This window comes from Nocardiopsis sp. iso_40 (assembly GCF_056173285.1).
This window is the reverse complement of the sequence record NZ_CM149666.1, coordinates 1,341,336-1,359,975: the sequence shown is the minus strand read 5'-3', so window position 1 is coordinate 1,359,975 and position 18,640 is coordinate 1,341,336. Positions and strand designations below refer to the sequence as shown.

General features: G+C 71.0%; 17 protein-coding genes. 8 read left to right on the top strand and 9 right to left on the bottom strand.

The features are described 5' to 3' along the window. Positions 1-11: 11 nt before the first annotated feature. Entirely contained in the window at positions 12-1,046 is a 1,035-nt protein-coding gene (locus AC0VYD_RS05975; RefSeq protein ID WP_475480199.1) for a polyprenyl synthetase family protein, read from the bottom strand. A gap of 398 nt (positions 1,047-1,444) precedes the next feature. Here AC0VYD_RS05975 and AC0VYD_RS05970 point away from each other — a divergent pair, with 398 nt between their 5' ends. The 5 genes from AC0VYD_RS05970 to AC0VYD_RS05950 all read left to right on the top strand — a co-directional run bounded on the left by AC0VYD_RS05970 (position 1,445) and on the right by AC0VYD_RS05950 (position 6,299). Beyond that, positions 1,445-1,885, top strand: a complete 441-nt coding sequence (locus tag AC0VYD_RS05970; protein ID WP_475478952.1) for a MarR family winged helix-turn-helix transcriptional regulator — start codon at positions 1,445-1,447, stop codon at positions 1,883-1,885. Between the two features lie 275 nt (positions 1,886-2,160). Then, positions 2,161-3,828 (top strand): BCCT family transporter, encoded by a 1,668-nt coding sequence (locus AC0VYD_RS05965; RefSeq protein ID WP_475480198.1) that lies wholly within the window; start codon positions 2,161-2,163, stop codon positions 3,826-3,828. Continuing rightward, on the top strand, positions 3,825-4,292 hold the full coding sequence (locus AC0VYD_RS05960) for an Hsp20/alpha crystallin family protein (RefSeq protein ID WP_475478951.1): 468 nt from the start codon (positions 3,825-3,827) through the stop codon (positions 4,290-4,292). The genes AC0VYD_RS05965 and AC0VYD_RS05960 overlap by 4 nt, the downstream gene beginning before the upstream one ends. A 136-nt stretch (positions 4,293-4,428) precedes the next feature. Next, entirely contained in the window at positions 4,429-5,070 is a 642-nt protein-coding gene (locus tag AC0VYD_RS05955) for a copper chaperone PCu(A)C (protein ID WP_475478950.1), read from the top strand. After that, positions 5,070-6,299: a Dyp-type peroxidase gene (locus tag AC0VYD_RS05950; RefSeq protein WP_475478949.1), complete on the top strand. Its 1,230-nt coding sequence runs from the start codon at positions 5,070-5,072 to the stop codon at positions 6,297-6,299. Before AC0VYD_RS05955 ends, AC0VYD_RS05950 begins: the two co-directional genes overlap by 1 nt. Positions 6,300-6,382: 83 nt before the next feature. Here AC0VYD_RS05950 and AC0VYD_RS05945 read toward each other — a convergent pair whose 3' ends face one another. The 4 genes from AC0VYD_RS05945 to AC0VYD_RS05930 form a co-directional block, all read right to left on the bottom strand. Further along, complete coding sequence (locus tag AC0VYD_RS05945; protein WP_475478948.1) at positions 6,383-7,717, bottom strand: M16 family metallopeptidase; 1,335 nt, start codon at positions 7,715-7,717, stop codon at positions 6,383-6,385. Positions 7,718-7,825: 108 nt separating this feature from the next. Next, positions 7,826-10,138, bottom strand: coding sequence for a polyribonucleotide nucleotidyltransferase (locus tag AC0VYD_RS05940; protein ID WP_191268209.1), 2,313 nt, complete (start codon positions 10,136-10,138; stop codon positions 7,826-7,828). A 292-nt stretch (positions 10,139-10,430) separates the two neighbouring features. Then, the gene (gene rpsO, locus AC0VYD_RS05935; RefSeq protein ID WP_475478947.1) at positions 10,431-10,700 is read right to left on the bottom strand and encodes a 30S ribosomal protein S15; all 270 of its coding nucleotides are present in this window, start codon (positions 10,698-10,700) and stop codon (positions 10,431-10,433) included. A gap of 268 nt (positions 10,701-10,968) precedes the next feature. After that, positions 10,969-11,934 carry a bifunctional riboflavin kinase/FAD synthetase gene (locus AC0VYD_RS05930; RefSeq protein WP_475478946.1) on the bottom strand — a complete coding sequence of 322 codons (966 nt, stop codon included), beginning with the start codon at positions 11,932-11,934 and terminating at the stop codon, positions 10,969-10,971. A gap of 175 nt (positions 11,935-12,109) precedes the next feature. Between AC0VYD_RS05930 and AC0VYD_RS05925 the strand changes: the two genes are divergently transcribed. From AC0VYD_RS05925 to AC0VYD_RS05915, 3 genes are read left to right on the top strand one after another with little or no spacing between them, the layout of a single operon-like run. After that, entirely contained in the window at positions 12,110-12,955 is an 846-nt protein-coding gene (locus tag AC0VYD_RS05925) for an alpha/beta fold hydrolase (RefSeq protein WP_475478945.1), read from the top strand. A gap of 37 nt (positions 12,956-12,992) precedes the next feature. Then, a complete protein-coding gene (locus AC0VYD_RS05920; RefSeq protein WP_475478944.1) occupies positions 12,993-13,253 on the top strand; it encodes a CopG family transcriptional regulator in 261 nt (86 codons plus the stop codon). After that, entirely contained in the window at positions 13,254-13,667 is a 414-nt protein-coding gene (locus tag AC0VYD_RS05915) for a type II toxin-antitoxin system VapC family toxin (protein ID WP_475478943.1), read from the top strand. Here AC0VYD_RS05915 and truB read toward each other — a convergent pair whose 3' ends face one another. The 4 genes from truB to infB all read right to left on the bottom strand — a co-directional run bounded on the left by truB (position 13,668) and on the right by infB (position 18,493). After that, positions 13,668-14,555, bottom strand: a complete 888-nt coding sequence (truB, locus tag AC0VYD_RS05910) for a tRNA pseudouridine(55) synthase TruB (protein WP_475478942.1) — start codon at positions 14,553-14,555, stop codon at positions 13,668-13,670. Between the two features lie 67 nt (positions 14,556-14,622). Beyond that, positions 14,623-15,060, bottom strand: coding sequence for a 30S ribosome-binding factor RbfA (rbfA, locus tag AC0VYD_RS05905; protein WP_475478941.1), 438 nt, complete (start codon positions 15,058-15,060; stop codon positions 14,623-14,625). Positions 15,061-15,062: 2 nt separating this feature from the next. Then, on the bottom strand, positions 15,063-15,359 hold the full coding sequence (locus AC0VYD_RS05900) for a DUF503 domain-containing protein (protein WP_017542630.1): 297 nt from the start codon (positions 15,357-15,359) through the stop codon (positions 15,063-15,065). A gap of 86 nt (positions 15,360-15,445) precedes the next feature. Continuing rightward, positions 15,446-18,493 (bottom strand): translation initiation factor IF-2, encoded by a 3,048-nt coding sequence (gene infB, locus AC0VYD_RS05895; protein ID WP_475478940.1) that lies wholly within the window; start codon positions 18,491-18,493, stop codon positions 15,446-15,448. Positions 18,494-18,640 lie beyond the last annotated feature (147 nt).

Below are 18,640 nucleotides of genomic sequence, written 5' to 3'. Positions count from 1 at the left end.
GGCGGGGCCGGTCAGATGCGTGCCGCGGTGTCGGCGAAGCCGACCAACCCCTCCCGAAGGGCCGGGTCGAGGCCGAGGTCGGCGAGACGGGCCGTACCCCGCCTGGCCAGGGCGCGGCAGCGTCCGCGGACCAGGGCCCGGGCGCCCACGCGGTCGAGCGCGGCGGCGGCCTCGGCCGGGTCCACGGGGTCGGCCCCCACCCCCTCCAACAGGGCCAGGGCGGCGAGGTCGCCGCGCTCACGGGCCAGCTCGATCCCCGCCGCGAGGAGCATGGTGTTCTTGCCCTCGCGCAGGTCCTCCCCCGGTTCCTTCCCGGTTCGGGCCGGGTCCCCGTAGAGGTCCAGGAGGTCGTCGCGGAGCTGGAAGGCCACCCCCACGTCACGGCCGTAGCCGCGCAGCGACTCCTCGGTCGCGGCGGGGGCTCCGGCCATGACCGCTCCCAGTTGCAGGGGGCGTTCGACGGTGTAGGAGGCCGTCTTGAGCCGGTCGGTCCGCAGGGCGGTGCGCACCGAGCGCTCGGCGCGCGCCTGGGAGCGCAGGTCCATGAACTGCCCGACCATCACCTCGGTGCGCATGTCGCTCCACACGCGGTACGCCCGGGCCCGGGTGACGAGGTCGGCGAGTGCCCCGTACAGCAGGTCGTCCGCCCAGGCCAGGGCGAGGTCGCCGGTCAGGACCGCCATGGACTCGCCGTAGCGCGCGGACTCACCGCGGTAGCGGCGCCCCCTGTGCGCCGCGGCGTGGGCGGCGTGCACGGAGGGCTCCCCCCGCCGGGTGGGTGCCGCGTCCATGACGTCGTCGTGGACCAGCGCGAAGGTCTGGAGCATCTCGATGGCGGCCCCGGCGGACAGCGCCGCCCGGGCCGGGCCGCCCCGGGCGTCGCCCCCGCCGGCGAGCCACCCCCACCAGAGCAGGACCGACCTGAGCCGTTTCCCGCCCAGGGTGAAGGAGACGATGCGTTCGGCCAGTTCACGGCCGCACCCGGGGTCGAGCAGATCCACTTCGCGCACCCGTGCGCCCAGGTGTTCGTGCAGGACCCCGCCCACGGCCGCCCGGACCCCGTCGACGTCCCCGGCCGGGGCTCGCCCGGGTACGGCGGGTGCTTCCCTACCGGTTTCGGTGATGACAACCTCCTCAACGGAAGGCACAACGAACCAAATGTCTCGTTTTCCATGATTCTTCTATTCCGAACTATTACACATCGCGCTCTTCCCGGGCCACCCAACACTTCGAGGTCCCCCTAAACTCGTTCCCGGTGACCGGAGGGCCCGGTCACCGCGACGTTGGGAGACCCATGGACAGCGCGCCCAGAACCCGGCCCGCCGTGCCCGAGGGGTCGACCGCGTCCGGGGCGGAGGCGTCGGCGGCGAACGCGTCCGCACCGAAGCCGGACGAACCACACGTATCCGGAGCGAAGGGACCGCGCTCCCGCACGGACCTGTACATGGCGCTGCAGACCGACGGTCAGCAGTTGGCGGTGGGGCTGGTGCGGCTGCTGCACCGGATGTCGGAGCGTTCGGGCATGAACCCGACCGACTTCCAGTGCTACACACTGCTGCGGGTGGCCGGAACCATGACCCCGGGGGAGATCGCGGACAGCCTGTGCCTGTCCACGGGTTCGGTGACCGGGGTGATCGACCGGATGGAGGCACACGGCCTGGTCGAACGCACACCCCACCCGCTGGACCGGCGCAAGGTCGCGGTGCGCCTGGTGGAGGGGGCCGAGACGATGGCCGCCGGCACCGCGCCGGGGATGCGCGACGTCATGACCTCGCTGCACGAGGACTACTCGCTGGAGGAGCTGGAGGTGATCACGGGCTGGCTGGACCGGGTGAACACCGCCCTGGACACGCTCGTCGCCCAGCGGACGCCCCGCCGCCACTGAACGCTCCGCCCGGCAGCTTCCGGCGGACCGCCACCCCCGGGAACCGGCGCCCGGGAACCGGCGCCCGGGAACCGGCGCTTCACCCCTGGATCCGGGTGCGCCCTCGAAGACCGACATGGCACACTTTGTCGGAACTCTCCGTGAGCGAACGCTCGCTTTACTGCCAGGGACCAAAGCCTCTACCATCCCACGGGACATGTCCGTGGCCGGTGCAGGAACCGGCGCTCCAACCCCCGTACACCCAGCGGGGCTGGGAAGGAGCCACCATCTCATCCCTGCGCGAGTACGTTCGCGAACACACCAACCCACCCGTCTTCGTCGTCTCAGGCGCAGTCATCATCGCCTTCGTCGTGCTGGGGATCGTTCTCACCGATCCCCTGCTGGCCGGGGCCTCGGCCGCCCGTGACTGGATCGGCTCCCAGCTGGGCTGGTTCTACGTGCTGGCGACCACCTCCTTCCTCGGCGTGGCCGTCTTCCTGATGCTGAGCAGGTTCGGGAAGATCCGGCTCGGACCCGACGACTCCAGGCCCGAGTTCGGCACGATCGCCTGGTTCGCGATGCTGTTCACCACGGGTATGGGCATCGGCCTCGTCTTCTGGGGCGTCGCCGAGCCGGTCACCCACCTGCACTCACCGCGTTCCAGCGAACTGGCCCCGGTTGCCCCCGAGCCCGGCGCGGACCCAGTGCCCCAGGCCGAAGCAGCCGGGGAGGCCCTGGGGCTGAGCTTCTTCCACTGGAGCTTCCACCCCTGGGCGATCTACATCGCCCTCGGGCTGTCCCTGGGCTACTTCGCCTTCCGCAAGGGGCTGCCGCTGCGCCCCGCGTCGGCGCTCTACCCGCTGCTCGGCGACAGGGCCTTCGGCTGGCCGGGCAACCTGGTGGACATCCTGGCGGTGTTCGGCACCATCTTCGGCCTGGCGACCTCGCTCGGTCTGGGCACCCTGCAGATCAACGGCGGCCTGTCCGAGGTCTTCGGTCTGCCGAACAACTCGTGGTCCCAGTCGGCCATCATCATCGTCATCACCGGCATCGCCCTGTTCAGCGTCCTGTCCGGGATCGACAAGGGCATCCGCCGCCTGTCGGTGATCAACCTGTGGCTGGCGTTCATCCTGCTGGCGTTCATCTTCGCGGTGGGGCCCAAGCTGTGGATCATCAGCTCCACGCTCACCGGAGCGGGCGAGTACCTGGGCAACCTGGTCCCCTGGAGCCTGTCCTTCCCGAGCCCGCTCGCCGACGAGACCGCAGCGACCTTCACCACCGACTGGAGCGTCTTCTACTGGGGCTGGTGGATCTCCTGGGCGCCCTTCGTCGGCGTCTTCCTGGCCCGCATCTCCTACGGCCGCACCATCCGCGAGTTCGTCCTCGGCGCCCTGTTCGCCCCGGTCGTGGTATCCGTGCTGTGGTTCGGGGTGTTCGGCGGTTCCGGCCTGTACTACGAACTGTTCGGTGAGGGCGGGTTCAACGACGGCGACGAGGCCCAGGCCGCCTACCACCTGTTGGACGCCCTGCCCCTGGCCCCGGCGGTCGCGGTGATCGCCTCCGTCCTGCTGATCCTGGTGGTGACCATCTTCTTCGTCACCTCCTCCGACTCCGGATCACTGGTGGTGGACACCCTCACCAACGGCGGGGACACCAGGCCGCTCCGGCTCCAGCGGGCCTTCTGGGCGGTCAGCGAGGGCGGTGTGACGCTCATCCTGCTGGTGCTGGGCGGCGAAAGCGCCCTCGACGCACTCCAGGCGGCCTCCGTGGTCACGGGCCTGCCCTTCGCGGTCATCCTCGTGTTCATGCTGTGGGGGCTGTTCAAGGGGCTGGGCGACGAGCCCAAGCCCGGTAGGGCCAAACGGCTGCGGGCGGAGGACCGGCCGCCGCCGACCCGGACGGGGAGCGTCCGGGTGGAGCGCAGGGGCGAGAGCGGCAATCCAGAGGAGGCAGAGGGCACATGACACCCAAGAGGTTCAGCAACCCCTTCCACGGGGTCGTCGACATGATCACCGAGATGAACCGCATCTCCGACACCATGTCCTCGATAGAGGGCGGTCAGGCCGGCGAACGCGAGCGCGGCTTCGCCGACGCCTGGAGCCCGCCCACCGACATCCTCGCCAAGGGGAGCGACCTGGTGATCCGCTGCGAGGTGCCGGGGGTGTACGAGGAGGACGTGGCGATCAGCCTCAACCACGGCGTCCTGACCATCAGCGGGGAGCGCCAGCGCGACGGGGAGGACGTCGTCTACTACTCCTCGGAACGGTTCATGGGCACGTTCCGCCGCGAGATCAGCCTGCCCGACGGGGTCGAGGAGGAGGACATCACAGCCAGCTACGGTGAGGGGCTCCTGGAGGTCGTCGTGCACGAGGCCGCCAACCAGCGGGGCCCCAAGCGCATCGCCGTCACGCGGCGCAAGCGCCGCTGACCCCGCCCCGAGGCACCCGGCCCCGTCGGAGGACACCCTCCGGCGGGGCTTTTCCGTGTCCGCGGGAACCACGACCGCCCTACGACCGACTCTCCTAACGAACGGCCGCGTCCGACGGCCCGTCCGAGGAGAACCCATGGCCCACGCCCGAACCCTGTCCCTGGCGCCGCTGTCCCTCAGCCTGCTCCTGGCCCTGGCCGCCTGCGGCGGCACCGACACCGACGAGGCGCCCGACACCGCCGGAGCCGACGACACCTCCGCGGAGGGCGGCGAAACCGGAACCGCGGCCGACGGCTTCTCCGTCACCGACCCCTGGATCAAGGCGGCCACCGAGGACGACGGCATGACCGCGGTCTTCGGTGAGATCGCCAACGGTACCGACGCCGACGTCACCGTCGTCGCCGCCGCACACGAGGGTTCCGAGACCGCGGAGCTGCACGAGGTGGTGGGCGAGGGCACCGAGGGGACCATGCGGGAGAAGGAGGACGGCTTCCTCGTCCCCGCCGGCGGAACCCTCCCGCTGACCCCGGGCGGGGACCACATCATGCTGATGGGCCTGACCGGGGACCTGGAGCCCGGGTCGGAGACCGGGGTCACCGTCGAGTTCGCCGACGGCTCCACCGCCGAGTTCAGCGCGCCGGTGAAGGAACACGCAGGCGCCAACGAGGAGTACCAGGGCGACGACGAGCACGGCGACCACGAGGACGGCGACGGCCACGGCGACCACGAAGGCGGGGACGGGGAGCACGAGGGCGACGACGAGCACGGGGACCACTGATGGGCGCCGCCGGGCACCAGGACAAAGGGCCGCCACGCGGCCGGTTGAGCCGCCGCAACCTGTTCCTGGGCGGGGCCGCGGCCGGAGCGGGCGCGCTCGGCGCCACCCTCACCCACCGGGTGCTGCCCGCCGACGAACCCGAACCGGCGGCCCCTCCCCCGCCACACGGTGAACAGACCGTCGCCTTCCACGGGACCCGCCAGGCCGGGGTACAGACCGCGCCCCAGGCGCACGCCACCCTCCTCGGCATCGATCTGGAGCCGGAGGTGGCCGCGGAGGGCGTCCGCCGACTGCTGTTCCTGCTCAGTGACGACGCCGCACGCCTGACCCGGGGCGAACCGGCGCTGGCCGACACCGAGCCCGAACTCGCCCGGGTGCCCGCCCGCCTGACCGTGACCTTCGGTTTCGGCCCGGGCCTGGTGGAACGGGTGGACCCCGACGCGGTCCCGGACTGGCTCACCGACCTGCCCGACTTCGAACACGACGACCTCGACCCCGCCTGGGGCCAGACCGACCTGTTGCTCCAGGTGTGCGCCGACGACCCGGTCACCGTCTCGCACGCCGCCAGGATCCTGCTGAAGGACTCCCGGGCGTTCGGCCGGCTGCGCTGGAGCCAGGACGGCTTCCGCCGCGCCCACGGGTCCCAACCCGACGGGACCACCATGCGCAACCTCATGGGCCAGGTGGACGGCACCGTCAACCCCGCACCCGGCACCGAGGACTTCGAGCGCCTGGTGTGGGGCGGGTCCGGGCCGGACTGGCTGTCCGGGGGCACCTCCCTGGTCCTGCGCCGGATCGCCACCCACCTGGACACCTGGGACGAACTGGACCGCCCCGCCCGCGAGGCGGTGATCGGCCGCAGGCTGTCCGACGGCGCACCGCTGACCGGGGACAGCGAACACGACGAACCCGACTTCGAGGCCAAGGGGGACGGCGGACTCCCGGTGATCGCCGACTTCGCACACGTGCGCCGCGCCCGCACCGGGGACCCCGACGAACGGATGTTCCGCCGCGGCTACAACTACGACGACCGGGCCAGGGGGGAGGCGGGGCTGCTGTTCGTCTCCTTCCAGGCCGACCCGGTACGCCAGTTCCTGCCCGTCCAGCGCCGCCTGGACGAACTGGACCTGCTCAACCAGTGGGTGACGGCGGTGGGGTCGGCCGTGTACGCGGTCCCGCCCGGCTGCCCAGAGGGAGGGTTCGTCGGCCAGGGCCTGGTGGAGGGCTGACCGGCCCGCGGAGCCCGGGAAACGGGACCGGGCCCGCCCCGCGGCGTGCGGAGCGGGCCCGGAACGGACCGGGACACGGGAGCCTAGAACTCGCGGTCGGCCTCGTAGGGGCCGATCACGGCCAGCGCGCGCGGGCGGGCCAGCAGCTCGGCCGCGGCCTCGGCCACGTCGTCGCGGGTGACGGCGTCGTACCGGGCCAGGTCCTCGTCGATGGAGGAGTGCCGCGGCCGGGTCAGCTCGTGTGAGAGCAGGCGGCCCATCCGGGCGCTGGTGCCCTCGCTGCCCAGCACCATGGCCCCCTGGATCTGGCCCTTGGCCCGGCTCAGCTCCTCCGAGGTGATACCTGAGGCGGCCACCTTGGCCAGCTCGTCGCGGCAGACCCCGATGACCTCGTCGGCCTTCTCCGGCAGGCAGCCCGCGTAGATCTGGAAGGTGCCGGTGTCGGCGTAGGCCGTGTGGTAGGCCTGCACCGCGTAGGCCAGGCCGCGCTTCTCCCGCACCTCCTGGAACAGGCGGGACGACATACCGCCGCCCAGGGCCGCGCTGAGCAGGCGCAGGGCGTGCCAGCGCGGGTCGGCGCGGGTCAAGCCCTCAGAGCCCAGGATGATGTGGGCCTGTTCGGTCTCCCGCGGCTGCACGACCGTGCCGCCGTACGTGCGCACCGGCTCACCGGGCCCGCGCGGACGGGACGGGCGGGCGTCGCCCGCGGCAGCCAACTGGTCGGCGAACATCGCCTGGACCTGCTCGACGACCTTGTCGTGCTCCAGGCTGCCCGCCGCCGTGACGATGAGCTCCGAGGGCACGTAGGCGTCCCGGTACTGCTCGGCGATGCGGTCTCGGGCCAGCGCCCCGATGCTGTCGGTGGTGCCCAGGATGGGGCGGCCCAGCGGGGTGTCACCGAAGAAGTGCTCAGCGAAGACGTCGTCCACCAGGTCGGCGGGCTCGTCCTCGTACATGGCGATCTCCTCCAGGATCACGCCGCGCTCGGTCTCCACCTCGCCCTCGTCGAGCACGGAGTTGGCGACCATGTCGCCGACCACGTCCACCGCCAGCGGCAGGTCCCGGTCCAGGACCTTCGCGTAGTAGCAGGTGTGCTCCTTGGTGGTGTAGGCGTTGTGGTCGGCGCCCACCCCGTCCAGCAGCGCAGAGATCTCCAGCGCCGACCGGGTCCTGGTCCCCTTGAACAGCAGGTGCTCCAGGAAGTGCGCCGACCCCGCGTGCGCGGAGTCCTCGTCGCGGGAACCGGTGGCCGCGGAGATCCCGAAGGCCGCGGACCGGCCCCCGGGGATGTTCTCGGTGACCACGCGCAGTCCGCCGGGCAGCACCGTCCGACGCACCAGACCGGAACCGCCGTCGGGCTCCAGCAGTGTCACGGTCGTGCCCGGATCCTGCTCGGCGGCGATGGGGACAGAACTCATAAATCCTTCTTCTACGCGTCGGAACATCCAGCAGAGCATACGTGTCGAACGACGGCGGGGCGGCCGCATCGTGAAAGACGCGACCGCCCCGTACCGGGTCGGATGGGATCAGGTGTTCTCGGAACGCCCGCCCGAGCTACGGCGCCGACGACGGCGCGGGGCGCCCTCGCCCTTGTCGTCGCCCTTGTCGGAACCCTCGTCCGCGGCTTCGGCCTCGTCGGGCTTCTCGGCCTTGGGGGCCGGTGCGGCCTCGGACTCGACGACCTCGACCGGGACCAGGGAGAGCTTCCCGCGGTCGTCGATCTCGCGGATCTCGACCTGGATCTTCTCGCCGATGCTGATCACGTCGTCGAGGTTCTCGATCCGCTGGCCGCCGTGCAGCTTGCGGATCTGCGAGATGTGCAGCAGACCGTCCTTGCCGGGCAGCAGCGAGACGAACGCGCCGAAGGCGGTCGTCTTGACGACGGTGCCCAGGTAGCGGTCGCCCACCTCGGGCATGGTCGGGTTCGCGATCTGGTTGATCGTGTCCCGGGCGGCCTCCGCGGAGGGGCCGTCGGTGGCACCGATGTAGATGGTGCCGTCGTCCTCGATCGAGATGTCCGCGCCGGTGTCGTCCTGGATCGAGTTGATCATCTTGCCCTTGGGGCCGATGACCTCGCCGATCTTCTCGACGGGGACCCTGACGGTCAGGATGCGCGGAGCGTTCGGGCTCATCTCGGCCGGACGCTCGATGGCCTCCTGCATGACGTCGAGGATCGCCAGACGGGCGCCGCGGGCCTGCTGCAGGGCCAGGGCCAGCTGCTCGGCGGGGATGCCGTCGAGCTTGGTGTCCAGCTGCAGGGCCGTGATCAGCTCACGGGTACCGGCGACCTTGAAGTCCATGTCGCCGAAGGCGTCCTCGGCACCGAGGATGTCGGTCAGCGTGACGAACTCGTCGCCCTGGCTGATCAGACCCATGGCGATACCGGAGACCATCTCCTTGAGCGGCACGCCGGCCGCCATCAGGGACATGGTGGAGGCGCAGACCGAACCCATCGAGGTGGAGCCGTTGGACCCCAGGGCCTCGGACACCTGGCGGATGGCGTACGGGAACTCCTCGCGGGCGGGCAGAACCGGCAGCAGGGCCCGCTCGGCCAGGGCGCCGTGCCCGATCTCGCGCCGCTTGGGCGAGCCCACCCGACCGGTCTCACCGGTGGAGTAGGGCGGGAAGTTGTAGTTGTGCATGTAGCGCTTGGTCTTGTCCGGGTTGAGCGTGTCAACCGTCTGCTCCATGCGCAGCATGTTCAGCGTGGTGACACCCATGATCTGGGTCTCACCGCGCTCGAAGAGGGCCGAACCGTGCACCCGCGGCAGAATGCCGACCTCGGCGCTCAGCTGGCGGATGTCCTTGGGGCCGCGGCCGTCGATGCGGACCTTCTCGCGCAGGACGCGCTCGCGCATGAGCTGCTTGCTCAGGCTGCGGAAGGCAGCGCTGACCTCCTTCTCCCGACCCTCGAAGTCCTCGGCGAGCCTCTCGGCGGCCTCGGCCTTGATCTTGTCGAGCTGGGCCTCGCGGTCCTGCTTGTCGGCGATGGTGAGCGCCTTGGCCAGGTCCTCGCGCACGGCGCCCTCGACGGCGGCGTAGGCGTCGTCCTCGTAGTCGAGGAAGATGGGGAACTCGGCCTGCTCGCGGCTGCTCTGCTCGGCGACGGCCTGCTGGGCCTTGCACAGCACCTTGATGAAGGGCTTGGCCGCCTCCAGGCCCTCGGCGACGGTCTGCTCGTTGGGGCCGACGGCCCCTTCGGCGACCAGCTTCAGGGTCTGGGTGGTGGACTCCGCCTCGACCATCATGATCGCGACGTCGCCGTCCTCCAGGACACGGCCGGCGACGACCATGTCGAAGGTGGCGTTCTCCAGCTCACCGTGGGTGGGGAAGCCCACCCACTGGCCGTCGATCAGGGCGACGCGGACACCGCCGATGGGGCCGGAGAAGGGGATTCCGGAGATCTGCGTGGACATCGAGGCCGCGTTGATGGCGACGACGTCGTACAGGTGCTCGGGGTGCAGCGCCAGGATCGTCTCGACGACCTGGATCTCGTTGCGCAGGCCCTTCTTGAAGGAGGGGCGCAGCGGACGGTCGATCAGGCGGCAGGTGAGGATGGCGTCCTCGGAAGGACGGCCCTCACGCCGGAAGAAGGAGCCGGGGATGCGGCCCGCGGCGTACATCCGCTCCTCGACGTCCACCGTGAGCGGGAAGAAGTCGAGGTTCTCCTTGGGGCGCTTCGAGGCGGTGGTCGCCGACAGGACGACGGTCTCGTCGTCCAGGTAGACCGTGGCCGCGCCAGCGGCCTGACGGGCCAGACGGCCGGTCTCGAAGCGGATGGTACGGGTGCCGAACTTGCCGTTGTCAATGACGGCTTCGGCCGAGTAAGCGCCCTCCATGGGCGACCTCCTACTACACGTTGGACCGCGTCGCGTCCGGCTGGGCCGGAGGGCGCGACGCCGCTTTCTCGCCCGCGTCGTGCCCCGGAGGTGATGACGGCCGGTCATCGATCGAAGTCCACGGCGCCGCAGCTGGTGCGGTGTTGCCGGAGACCACTACCGAGGACCGACCCATATGGACCGGGGAAACGGCACGGGTGTGGCTTACCGTGCGGCGACCGTGTCGGCCGCCACTACGGTTACACCTTACTAACAAAGAGGGAGCGGCCGAAGCCACTCCCTCCGGATTCACCTAGCGGCGCAGACCCAGACGCTCGATCAGCGAGCGGTAGCGGGTGATGTCCTGCTTGGCGACGTACTTGAGCAGCCGACGACGGCGGCCGACCATCAGGAGCAGGCCGCGGCGGCTGTGGTGGTCGTGCTTGTGGTCCTTGAGGTGCTCGGTGAGCTCGGTGATGCGGTGCGTGAGCAGCGCGACCTGGACCTCGGGCGAACCGGTGTCGCCTTCCTTGGTGCCGTACTCGGCGATGATCTTTTCCTTGGTGGCGGTGTCGATCGACACAACGCTCCTTCTCTGATGAATCGGTACGCAGGGCGAACCCCGGCACGTGACAGGGGTCAGACGCGGTGACCGCGCGTACGAACAGTCACCGTCGCGTGTGGTGTGCGCGGACCGACGCCGACGGCGTGGGTGCACCGCGCCCCGCCGGCTCCGCCACCCCTGGGGTGGCCCGGCCGCGGGCACACGTGGACTCATCCACCCTACCGCAGTCCAGGCACCGGGGACCCCGCCCCGGCGGTGACCCCGGACTCGTCCCGGCGACGCCCGCTCAGGCGCTGTCGCCGGCCTCCGCGGCCAGCACGTCCCGGCAGCGGTCGACGTCGCGGTGCATCGCCGCGATCAGCTCGTCGACACTGTCGAACCTCTCCTGGCCGCGGATGCGCGCGGTGAAGTCGACCGCCATGCGCAGCCCGTACAGCTCCAGGTCGTCCCGGTCCAGCGCGTAGGCCTCCACCGTGCGCTCGGCCCCGTTGAACGTGGGGTTGGTGCCCACCGAGACCGCCGCGGGCCAGCGGCCCTCCTCCTGTCCGCCGACCGGTTCCAGGCGGCTCAGCCACCCGGCGTAGACCCCGTCGCCGGGCACGGCCGTGTCCGGGGGCAGGTCCGCGTTGGCGGTGGGGAAACCGAGCAGTTCACGGCCGCGGGCCGCCCCGTGCACGATCCTCCCGCTCACCCGGTGGGGGCGGCCCAACAGGTCCGCCGCGGCGGCCACGTCGCCCTCGTCCAGCAGGGAACGGATCCGGGTGGAGGTGATGGTCTCGCCCTCGGCGACCAGGCGCACCCCGTCGGCGGTGAAGTCGTAACTCTCACCCAGTTCGGCCAGCACGGCGACGTTCCCGGCCGCGCGGTGCCCGAACCGGAAGTCCTCCCCCACCACCACCGCGGCGGCGGCGAGCCGGTCGACCAGCACCCGCTGGACGAACCCCTCGGCGCTGAGAGCGGACAGCTCCTCGCTGAACGGCAGGACGCACACCGCGTCGACCCCGAAGGGCTCCATGAGCTCGACGCGGCGCCCGACGGGGGTCAGCACGGGCGGGGTGACCCCGCGCAGCACCCGCTGGGGGTGGGGGTCGAAGGTCACCACGACCACCGGGAGTCCGAGCTCGCGCCCGTGGGCGCGCGCGGAGGCCAGGATCGCCTGGTGGCCGCGGTGCACCCCGTCGAAGACACCGACCGCCACCACGGACCGCCCCCAGTCGGAGGGAATGCCCTCCAGCCCGTCCCATCGCCGCACGTCCGGTCCCCTTGTCCGTCGTCAGAGTTCGTTCGCCCCAAGCCTGCCACGGCGGCGGCCCTGTTTCCGACACTGCCCCGGTGCGGCCCGCCGCGCTCCGGCACGGCACGACCGCGGCTCTGCCGTGGGCAGAGGCGGGTTGGCACGCCCGCGGAGCGAGGTTTAGCGTGCCTGGATGGCGACGATCGACACCGGTACGACACGTTTGGCCTACGACGAGGCCGGGTCCGGTCCCCCGGTCGTCCTCGTGCACGCTGGGGTGGCCGACCGGCGGATGTGGGACCACCAGTTCGCGGAGCTCGCCGGGCGGCACCGGGTGGTGCGCTACGACTGGCGCGGCTACGGGGGCTCGGCCTCCCACGAGGGGCCGGTACGGCACCACGAGGACCTGCTGGCCCTGATGGACGCCCTGGGGATCGGGGAGGCCGCACTGGTCGGTGCGTCCTTCGGCGGCGCCTACGCGGTGGACGCGGCCCTGGCCGCCCCGGAGCGGGTCAGCGCGCTCGCCCTGGTCTGCCCCGGGATGTCGGGTCACGTGTGGCCGGAGGTGTTCGTCCGGACCGGGCAGCAGATGGCGCTGTCCGCGGTGCCCCGTGAACGGCTGTCCGCCTACCGGGCGGGCGACGCCGATCCGGATCCCGCCGACGTGGCCGCGATGGCCGAGGCGCAGGCGAGGTTCATGGTGCTGGGTCCGGGGCGCTCACCCGAGGAGGTGCCCACCGAGGCCTGGGAGCTGTCACTGCTGATGCTGCGGGAGGTGTTCGCCCGGCTCTGGTCGAGCCCCGCCAACCACGCGGAGTGGCCCGAGCGCCCGGCGGTGGACCGCCTGCACGAGATCGGCGTACCGACCCTGGTGGTCAAGGGCCTGTCGGAGGTCCCCCAGGTCCAGGCGGTCGCCGACCTGTACGCCAAGGGGGTTCGCGGCGCCCGGCTGCTGGAACTGCCCGAGACCGGCCACCTGCCCTCCGTCGAACGCCCCGGGGAGCTGACAGCCGCCCTCACCAGGTTTCTGGGCGGCTGACCCATGCCACGGGAGCATTCTTGGTAGCATAAGTAGCATGAGCAGCCTCACCCAGAAGTACTCCATCACCATGCCCAGAGACATCGCCGAACAGGCGCGCTCCCGAAGCGGACCGTCCGGCCTGTCCTCCTATGTCGCCGCCGCTGTGACCAGGCAGCTCGAACGGGACAACCTCGATGACCTCATCGAGGCGCTGGAATCCCACCACGGTCCCGTCACCGACGAGGAACTCCAGCGGACACGCGAGGAACTGCACCGGGCTCGCGAAGAACAGGGCGCACCGGGACCGGTGGAGTAGATGAGTCCGAGCCCCCACCGCCCGAACGGCACCCTCGTCCTGGACAGCGAGGGGTTGGCCAAGGCCGTCCTCCAGGACCGGGAGATCACCCGCTGGCTCGTCCTCGCACGCGCCGATGACAGCCGCGTGATCACGAGTTCCGCGACACTCGTGGAAGTCATCCATCCGCGGATCAACCGCGCGGCGTTGGAATGGCAACTGTCCCGGCTGACAATCGAACCGGTGACTGAGCACATCGCCAGGGAAGCCACACGGTTGTTGAGCGCTGCGAGCCTGCACGGTCATCGGCACGCCATCGACGCGATGCTGTGTGCCACCGCGCTCGCGGCTCCCGGGCCGGTCACCGTCCTCACCTCCGACCCCGACGACCTGCGAATGCTCTGTGGCAACAAAGCGACGGTCATCAAGATCTGATCAGGCCGGGGAGAAGACCACGACCGGCTTCATGTGCCCGGGGCGGTTCTCGCCCAGGGCGATGACGGTGCCGTCGGGTGCGAACAGGCCCACGGGTCCCTCGCCCAGGGAGCTCGGGCCGATGCGGTTGCCGTGCCGGATGGCGCGGGTCTCGGCCTCGTCCATGGTGCGCACCGGGAAGGTCGCGGCCACCACCTGTGCCAGCGGGATCTGGGTGTACTCCTCGGCGAGCTGGTCCAGGGTGCGGGCCTGCGACAGGTCGTAGGGGCCCACCCGGGTGCGGCGCAGCGCGGTCAGGTGCCCGCCCACCGCGAGGTCCGCGCCCATGTCGCGGGCGAGCGAGCGGATGTAGGTACCGCTGGAACAGGTGATGACCGCGTCCACGTCGACGAAGGCGCCCTCGGGGTCCGGGACGCGGCGGATACCGGTGACGTCGAACTGGGAGATCGTCGCCGTGCGGGCCTTGAGCGCGACCTCCTTGCCCTCACGGGCCGACTTGTAGGCCCGCTTGCCGTCCACCTTGATCGCGCTGACCTGCGGCGGCACCTGTTCGATCGGGCCGGTGAGCTTCGCGACGGCCGCGTGCACGTCCGCCTCCGAGACCCCGGAGGCGTCCGCCCGCGCTCCGGGCTCGCCCTCGGCGTCGTCGGTGTTGGTCACCAGGCCGAGCCGGATCGTGGCCTCGTAGGTCTTCTCCGTCAGGGTCAGGTGGCCGAGCAGCTTGGTGCCCTTCTCGATCCCCAGGACCAGGACCCCGGTGGCCATCGGGTCCAGGGTGCCCGCGTGGCCCACGCGCCGGGTCCGCGCCAGCCCCCTGGTCTTGGCGACCACGTCGTGTGACGTCCAGTCGGCGGGCTTGTCGACCACCACGACACCGCTCTCGGCCATGGGACTCCTCAGGGATGTGGGAAGGGAAGGGGTGGCGGCGCGGGCCGCGCCGCCACCCGGAAGGGTGTTACTCGTCGTCCTCGTCCTCGCGGGGGACCTTGTACGGGTCCGCCTCACCCGCGGGCTTGGCACCGGTGGCCCGCTGGGCCACCTCCTCGTCAGCCTTACGCGCCTCGACCAGCAGCTTCTCGATGTGCTGGGCGTTCTCCTGGACCTCGTCGACGACGAAGGTCAGGCTGGGCGTGTGCCGGATACCGGTCTGCCGGCCGACCTCGCTGCGGATCACGCCCTTGGCGCTCTCCAGAGCGGCGGAGCTGGCCGACTTCTCCTCCGGGGTTCCGAACACCGTGTAGTACACCGTGGCGTCCCGCAGGTCGGCGGTGATCCGGGCGTCGGTCACGGTGACGAATCCCAGGCGCGGGTCCTTGATCCGCCGGTCCAGCATCTCGGCGACGATGCGCTGGATACGGTCGGCGATCTTGCGCGCACGTGCGGCGTCAACCATCGTCAGTCTTCCTCTTCGTTGAAGAGCCGCTGCCTGGCGGAGAGCAGCTCCAGTTCGGGACGGCCCGCGACGAAACGCTCGCAGGTGTCCATCTGGTCCCGGGCGTGGGCGGCGGTCGGTGCGACCACCGCGACACCGATCTTCGCCCGACGGTAGAGGTCGTGCTCGCCGACCTCCGAGACCGACACCGAGAACTTCCGGCGCAGTTCGGCGACGACAGGCCTCACCATCGAACGCTTCTGTTTGAGCGAGTGGACGTCTCCGAGGAGGACGTCCAGGGTCAGCGCCCCAACGTACAAGTGATCACCTGTGGTGTTGTGTGAGCCGTCAAAGGCGGGGCCCCGGACACGGTCGTCCGGGGCCCCAGGTGGATCAGTCCTCGCGACTAGTCGCGGGGCTTCTCCTGCATCTCGTAGGTCTCGATGACGTCCTCGACCCGGAGGTCGTTGTAGCCGACACCGATACCGCACTCGAAGCCCTCGCGGACCTCGGTGGCGTCGTCCTTGAAGCGACGCAGCGACTCGACGTTGAGGTTCTCCGAGATGACCCGGCCCTCGCGGATGAGACGTGCCTTGCTGTTACGGCGGATGATGCCGTCGCGGACGATGGAACCGGCGATGTTGCCGATCTTCGGCACCTTGAAGACCTCGCGGATCTCGGCGCTGCCGAGCTGGACCTCCTCGTAGATGGGCTTGAGGAGACCCTTGACGGCGGCTTCGACCTCGTCGATGGCCTGGTAGATGACCGAGTAGTACCGGATGTCGACGCCCATGCGGTCGGCCAGCTGGCTGTTCTTGCCCTCGGGCCGAACGTTGAAGCCGACGATGATCGCGTCAGCGGACGACGCCAGGTTGATGTCGTTCTGCGTGATCGCACCGACACCGCGACCGATGATCCGGATGCTGACCTCGTCGCCACCGGCGTCGATCTTGAGCAGCGACTCCTCGAGCGCCTCGACCGAACCGGACATGTCGCCCTTGATGAGGAGGAGCAGCTCGGAGCGCTCGCCCTCCTTGATGGCGGACTGCCAGTTGTCGAGGGTGACCCGGCGGGCCGACTTCGCCTGCTGGGCGAAGCGCTCGCGCGCCTCGCGCTGCTGGGCGATCTGACGGGCCACGCGGTCGTCCTTGACGACCAGGAAGCTGTCACCGGCGCTGGGAACGTTGGTCAGACCCAGCACCTGCACCGGACGGGACGGCTCAGCCGACTGGACGTTCTCACCGTGCTCGTCGAGCATGGCGCGAACGCGGCCGTAGGCGTCGCCGCAGACGATGGAGTCACCGACGTTGAGCGTGCCGCGCTGGACCAGCACCGTGGCCATGGAACCGCGACCGCGGTCCAGGTAGGCCTCGATCGCCAGACCCTGCGCCGACATGTCCGGGTTGGCCTGGAGGTCCAGGGCCGCGTCGGAGGTCAGGACGATCGACTCGAGCAGGGCGTCGATGTTGTCGCCCTTGAGCGCGGAGATGTCCACGAACTGGACGTCGCCGCCGAACTCCTCGGCCACGAGGCCGTACTCGGTCATCTGGGCACGCACCCGCTGCGGGTCGGCGCCCTCGACGTCGATCTTGTTGACCGCGACCACGATCGGCACCTCGGCCGCCTTGGCGTGGTCGATGGCCTCGGCCGTCTGCGGCTTGACGCCGTCGTCGGCCGCCACGACCAGAACCGCGACGTCGGTGACCTTCGCACCACGGGCACGCATGGCGGTGAACGCCTCGTGACCAGGGGTGTCGATGAAGGTGATCCTGCGCTCTTCGTCGTCCACCTCGGTCGCGACCTGGTAGGCACCGATGTGCTGGGTGATTCCGCCGGCCTCGCCGCTGACGACGTTGGTCTTGCGGATGGTGTCCAGCAGTCGGGTCTTACCGTGGTCGACGTGACCCATGACGGTGACCACCGGCGGGCGCGGACGGAGGTCGGCGTCGCCGCCCTCGTTCTCGCCGAACTCGATGGAGAAGGACTCCAGCAGCTCGCGGTCCTCGTCCTCGGGACTGACGACCTCGATGCGGTACTTGAGTTCCTCGCCGAGCAGCTGCAGGGTCTCGTCGGGCAGCGACTGGGTCGCCGTGACCATCTCACCCAGGTGCATCATGACCTGGACGAGCGACGCCGGGTTGACGTCGATCTTGTCACCGAAGTCCGACAGCGAGGCACCGCGCGACAGACGGATCGTCTGGTTGTTGCCGCTCGGGATCTTGACGCCGCCGAAGGACGGGGCCGAGAGCTCGTGGAACTCCTGACGCCGCTGCTTCTTGGACTTGCGGGCACGCCCGGGACGACCGCCCGGACGACCGAACGCACCGGCCGTTCCGCCGCCGCGACCACGACCGCCGCCGGGACGACCGCCGAAACCGCCGGGACGACCGCCGCCGCCACCGGGACGCGGACCCGCACCCGCGGGAGCGCCGCCGCGGCCGCGGCCACCGCCGCCGCCGGGACGACCGCCGCCGCCACCGCGACCGCCGCCAGCGGGCGCGGCCGGACGGGACGAGGGCATGTTCATCGGGCTGGGACGCGGGCCGCCGGGACGGGGACCCGGACGCGGGCCACCGGCACCGCCCGGACGCGGAGCGCCGGCGGCGCCACCGGGACGCGGAGCGCGCTGGTCACCCTGCTGCGGGCCACCGGGACGGGGACCCGGACGCGGGCCACCGGCACCGCCGGGGCGCGGAGCGCCGCCGCCGGGGCGCGGGGTGCGCTGGTCACCCTGCTGCGGACCGGCAGGACGCGGGCCCGGACGCGGAGCACCGCCGCCGGGACGCGGAGCGGCCGGCTTGGAGCCCATGCCGGACGCGTTGGACGCGAACGGGTTGTTGCCGGGACGCGGGCCCGGACGGGGACCGCCCGGACGCGGACCGCGGCCACCCTCGCGACCGCCGGAACGCTCCGGACGGTCACCGCGCTGGGGACGGTCGCCGCGCTCGCCGCGGCCACCGGCCGCACCGGGCTTGGGGCCGCCGGGGCGCGGCGCGCTCTCGCCGCGGGCCGGCTTCGGGCCCGGCTTGGGGCCGGGCTTCGGAGCAGGCTCCGCGGGCTTCTCGAAATGCGGAACCGCGGGCTTGTCGACCGGCGCGGCAGGCTTGGCGGCCTTCGGCTCGGCCGGCTTCTCGGCCTTGGGCTCGGCGGGCTTGGCCGCAGGACCCGGCTTCGGGCCCGGCTTGGGAGCGGGCCCCGGCTTGGGGGCCGCGGGACGCTCGGAGGAACCGGCGGCGGGCTTGGAGGCGGGGCCCGGCTTGGGAGCCGCGCCACCCTTCTTGCCGTTTCCGTCGGAACCGTTGTTGAAAGCTTCCTGTAGGCGTCGCACGACGGGGGCCTCTATCGTCGAGGACGCCGAACGAACGAATTCGCCCATCTCGTTGAGCTTGGCCAGCACGGCCTTGCTCTCTACACCGAACTCCTTCGCGAGTTCGTACACCCGGACCTTCGCCACTCTTCTCCTTCAGCTTCGGTCCGGGACATGGGCTTGTGCCGGACCGTCGTTAGCTCGAGTTACTCATCGCTGCGTACTCATCAGGCGCTCATCGCAATCTCGACCTGCTTCCTCATCGCTACACAACAATGGGCCAGCCCTTACGCG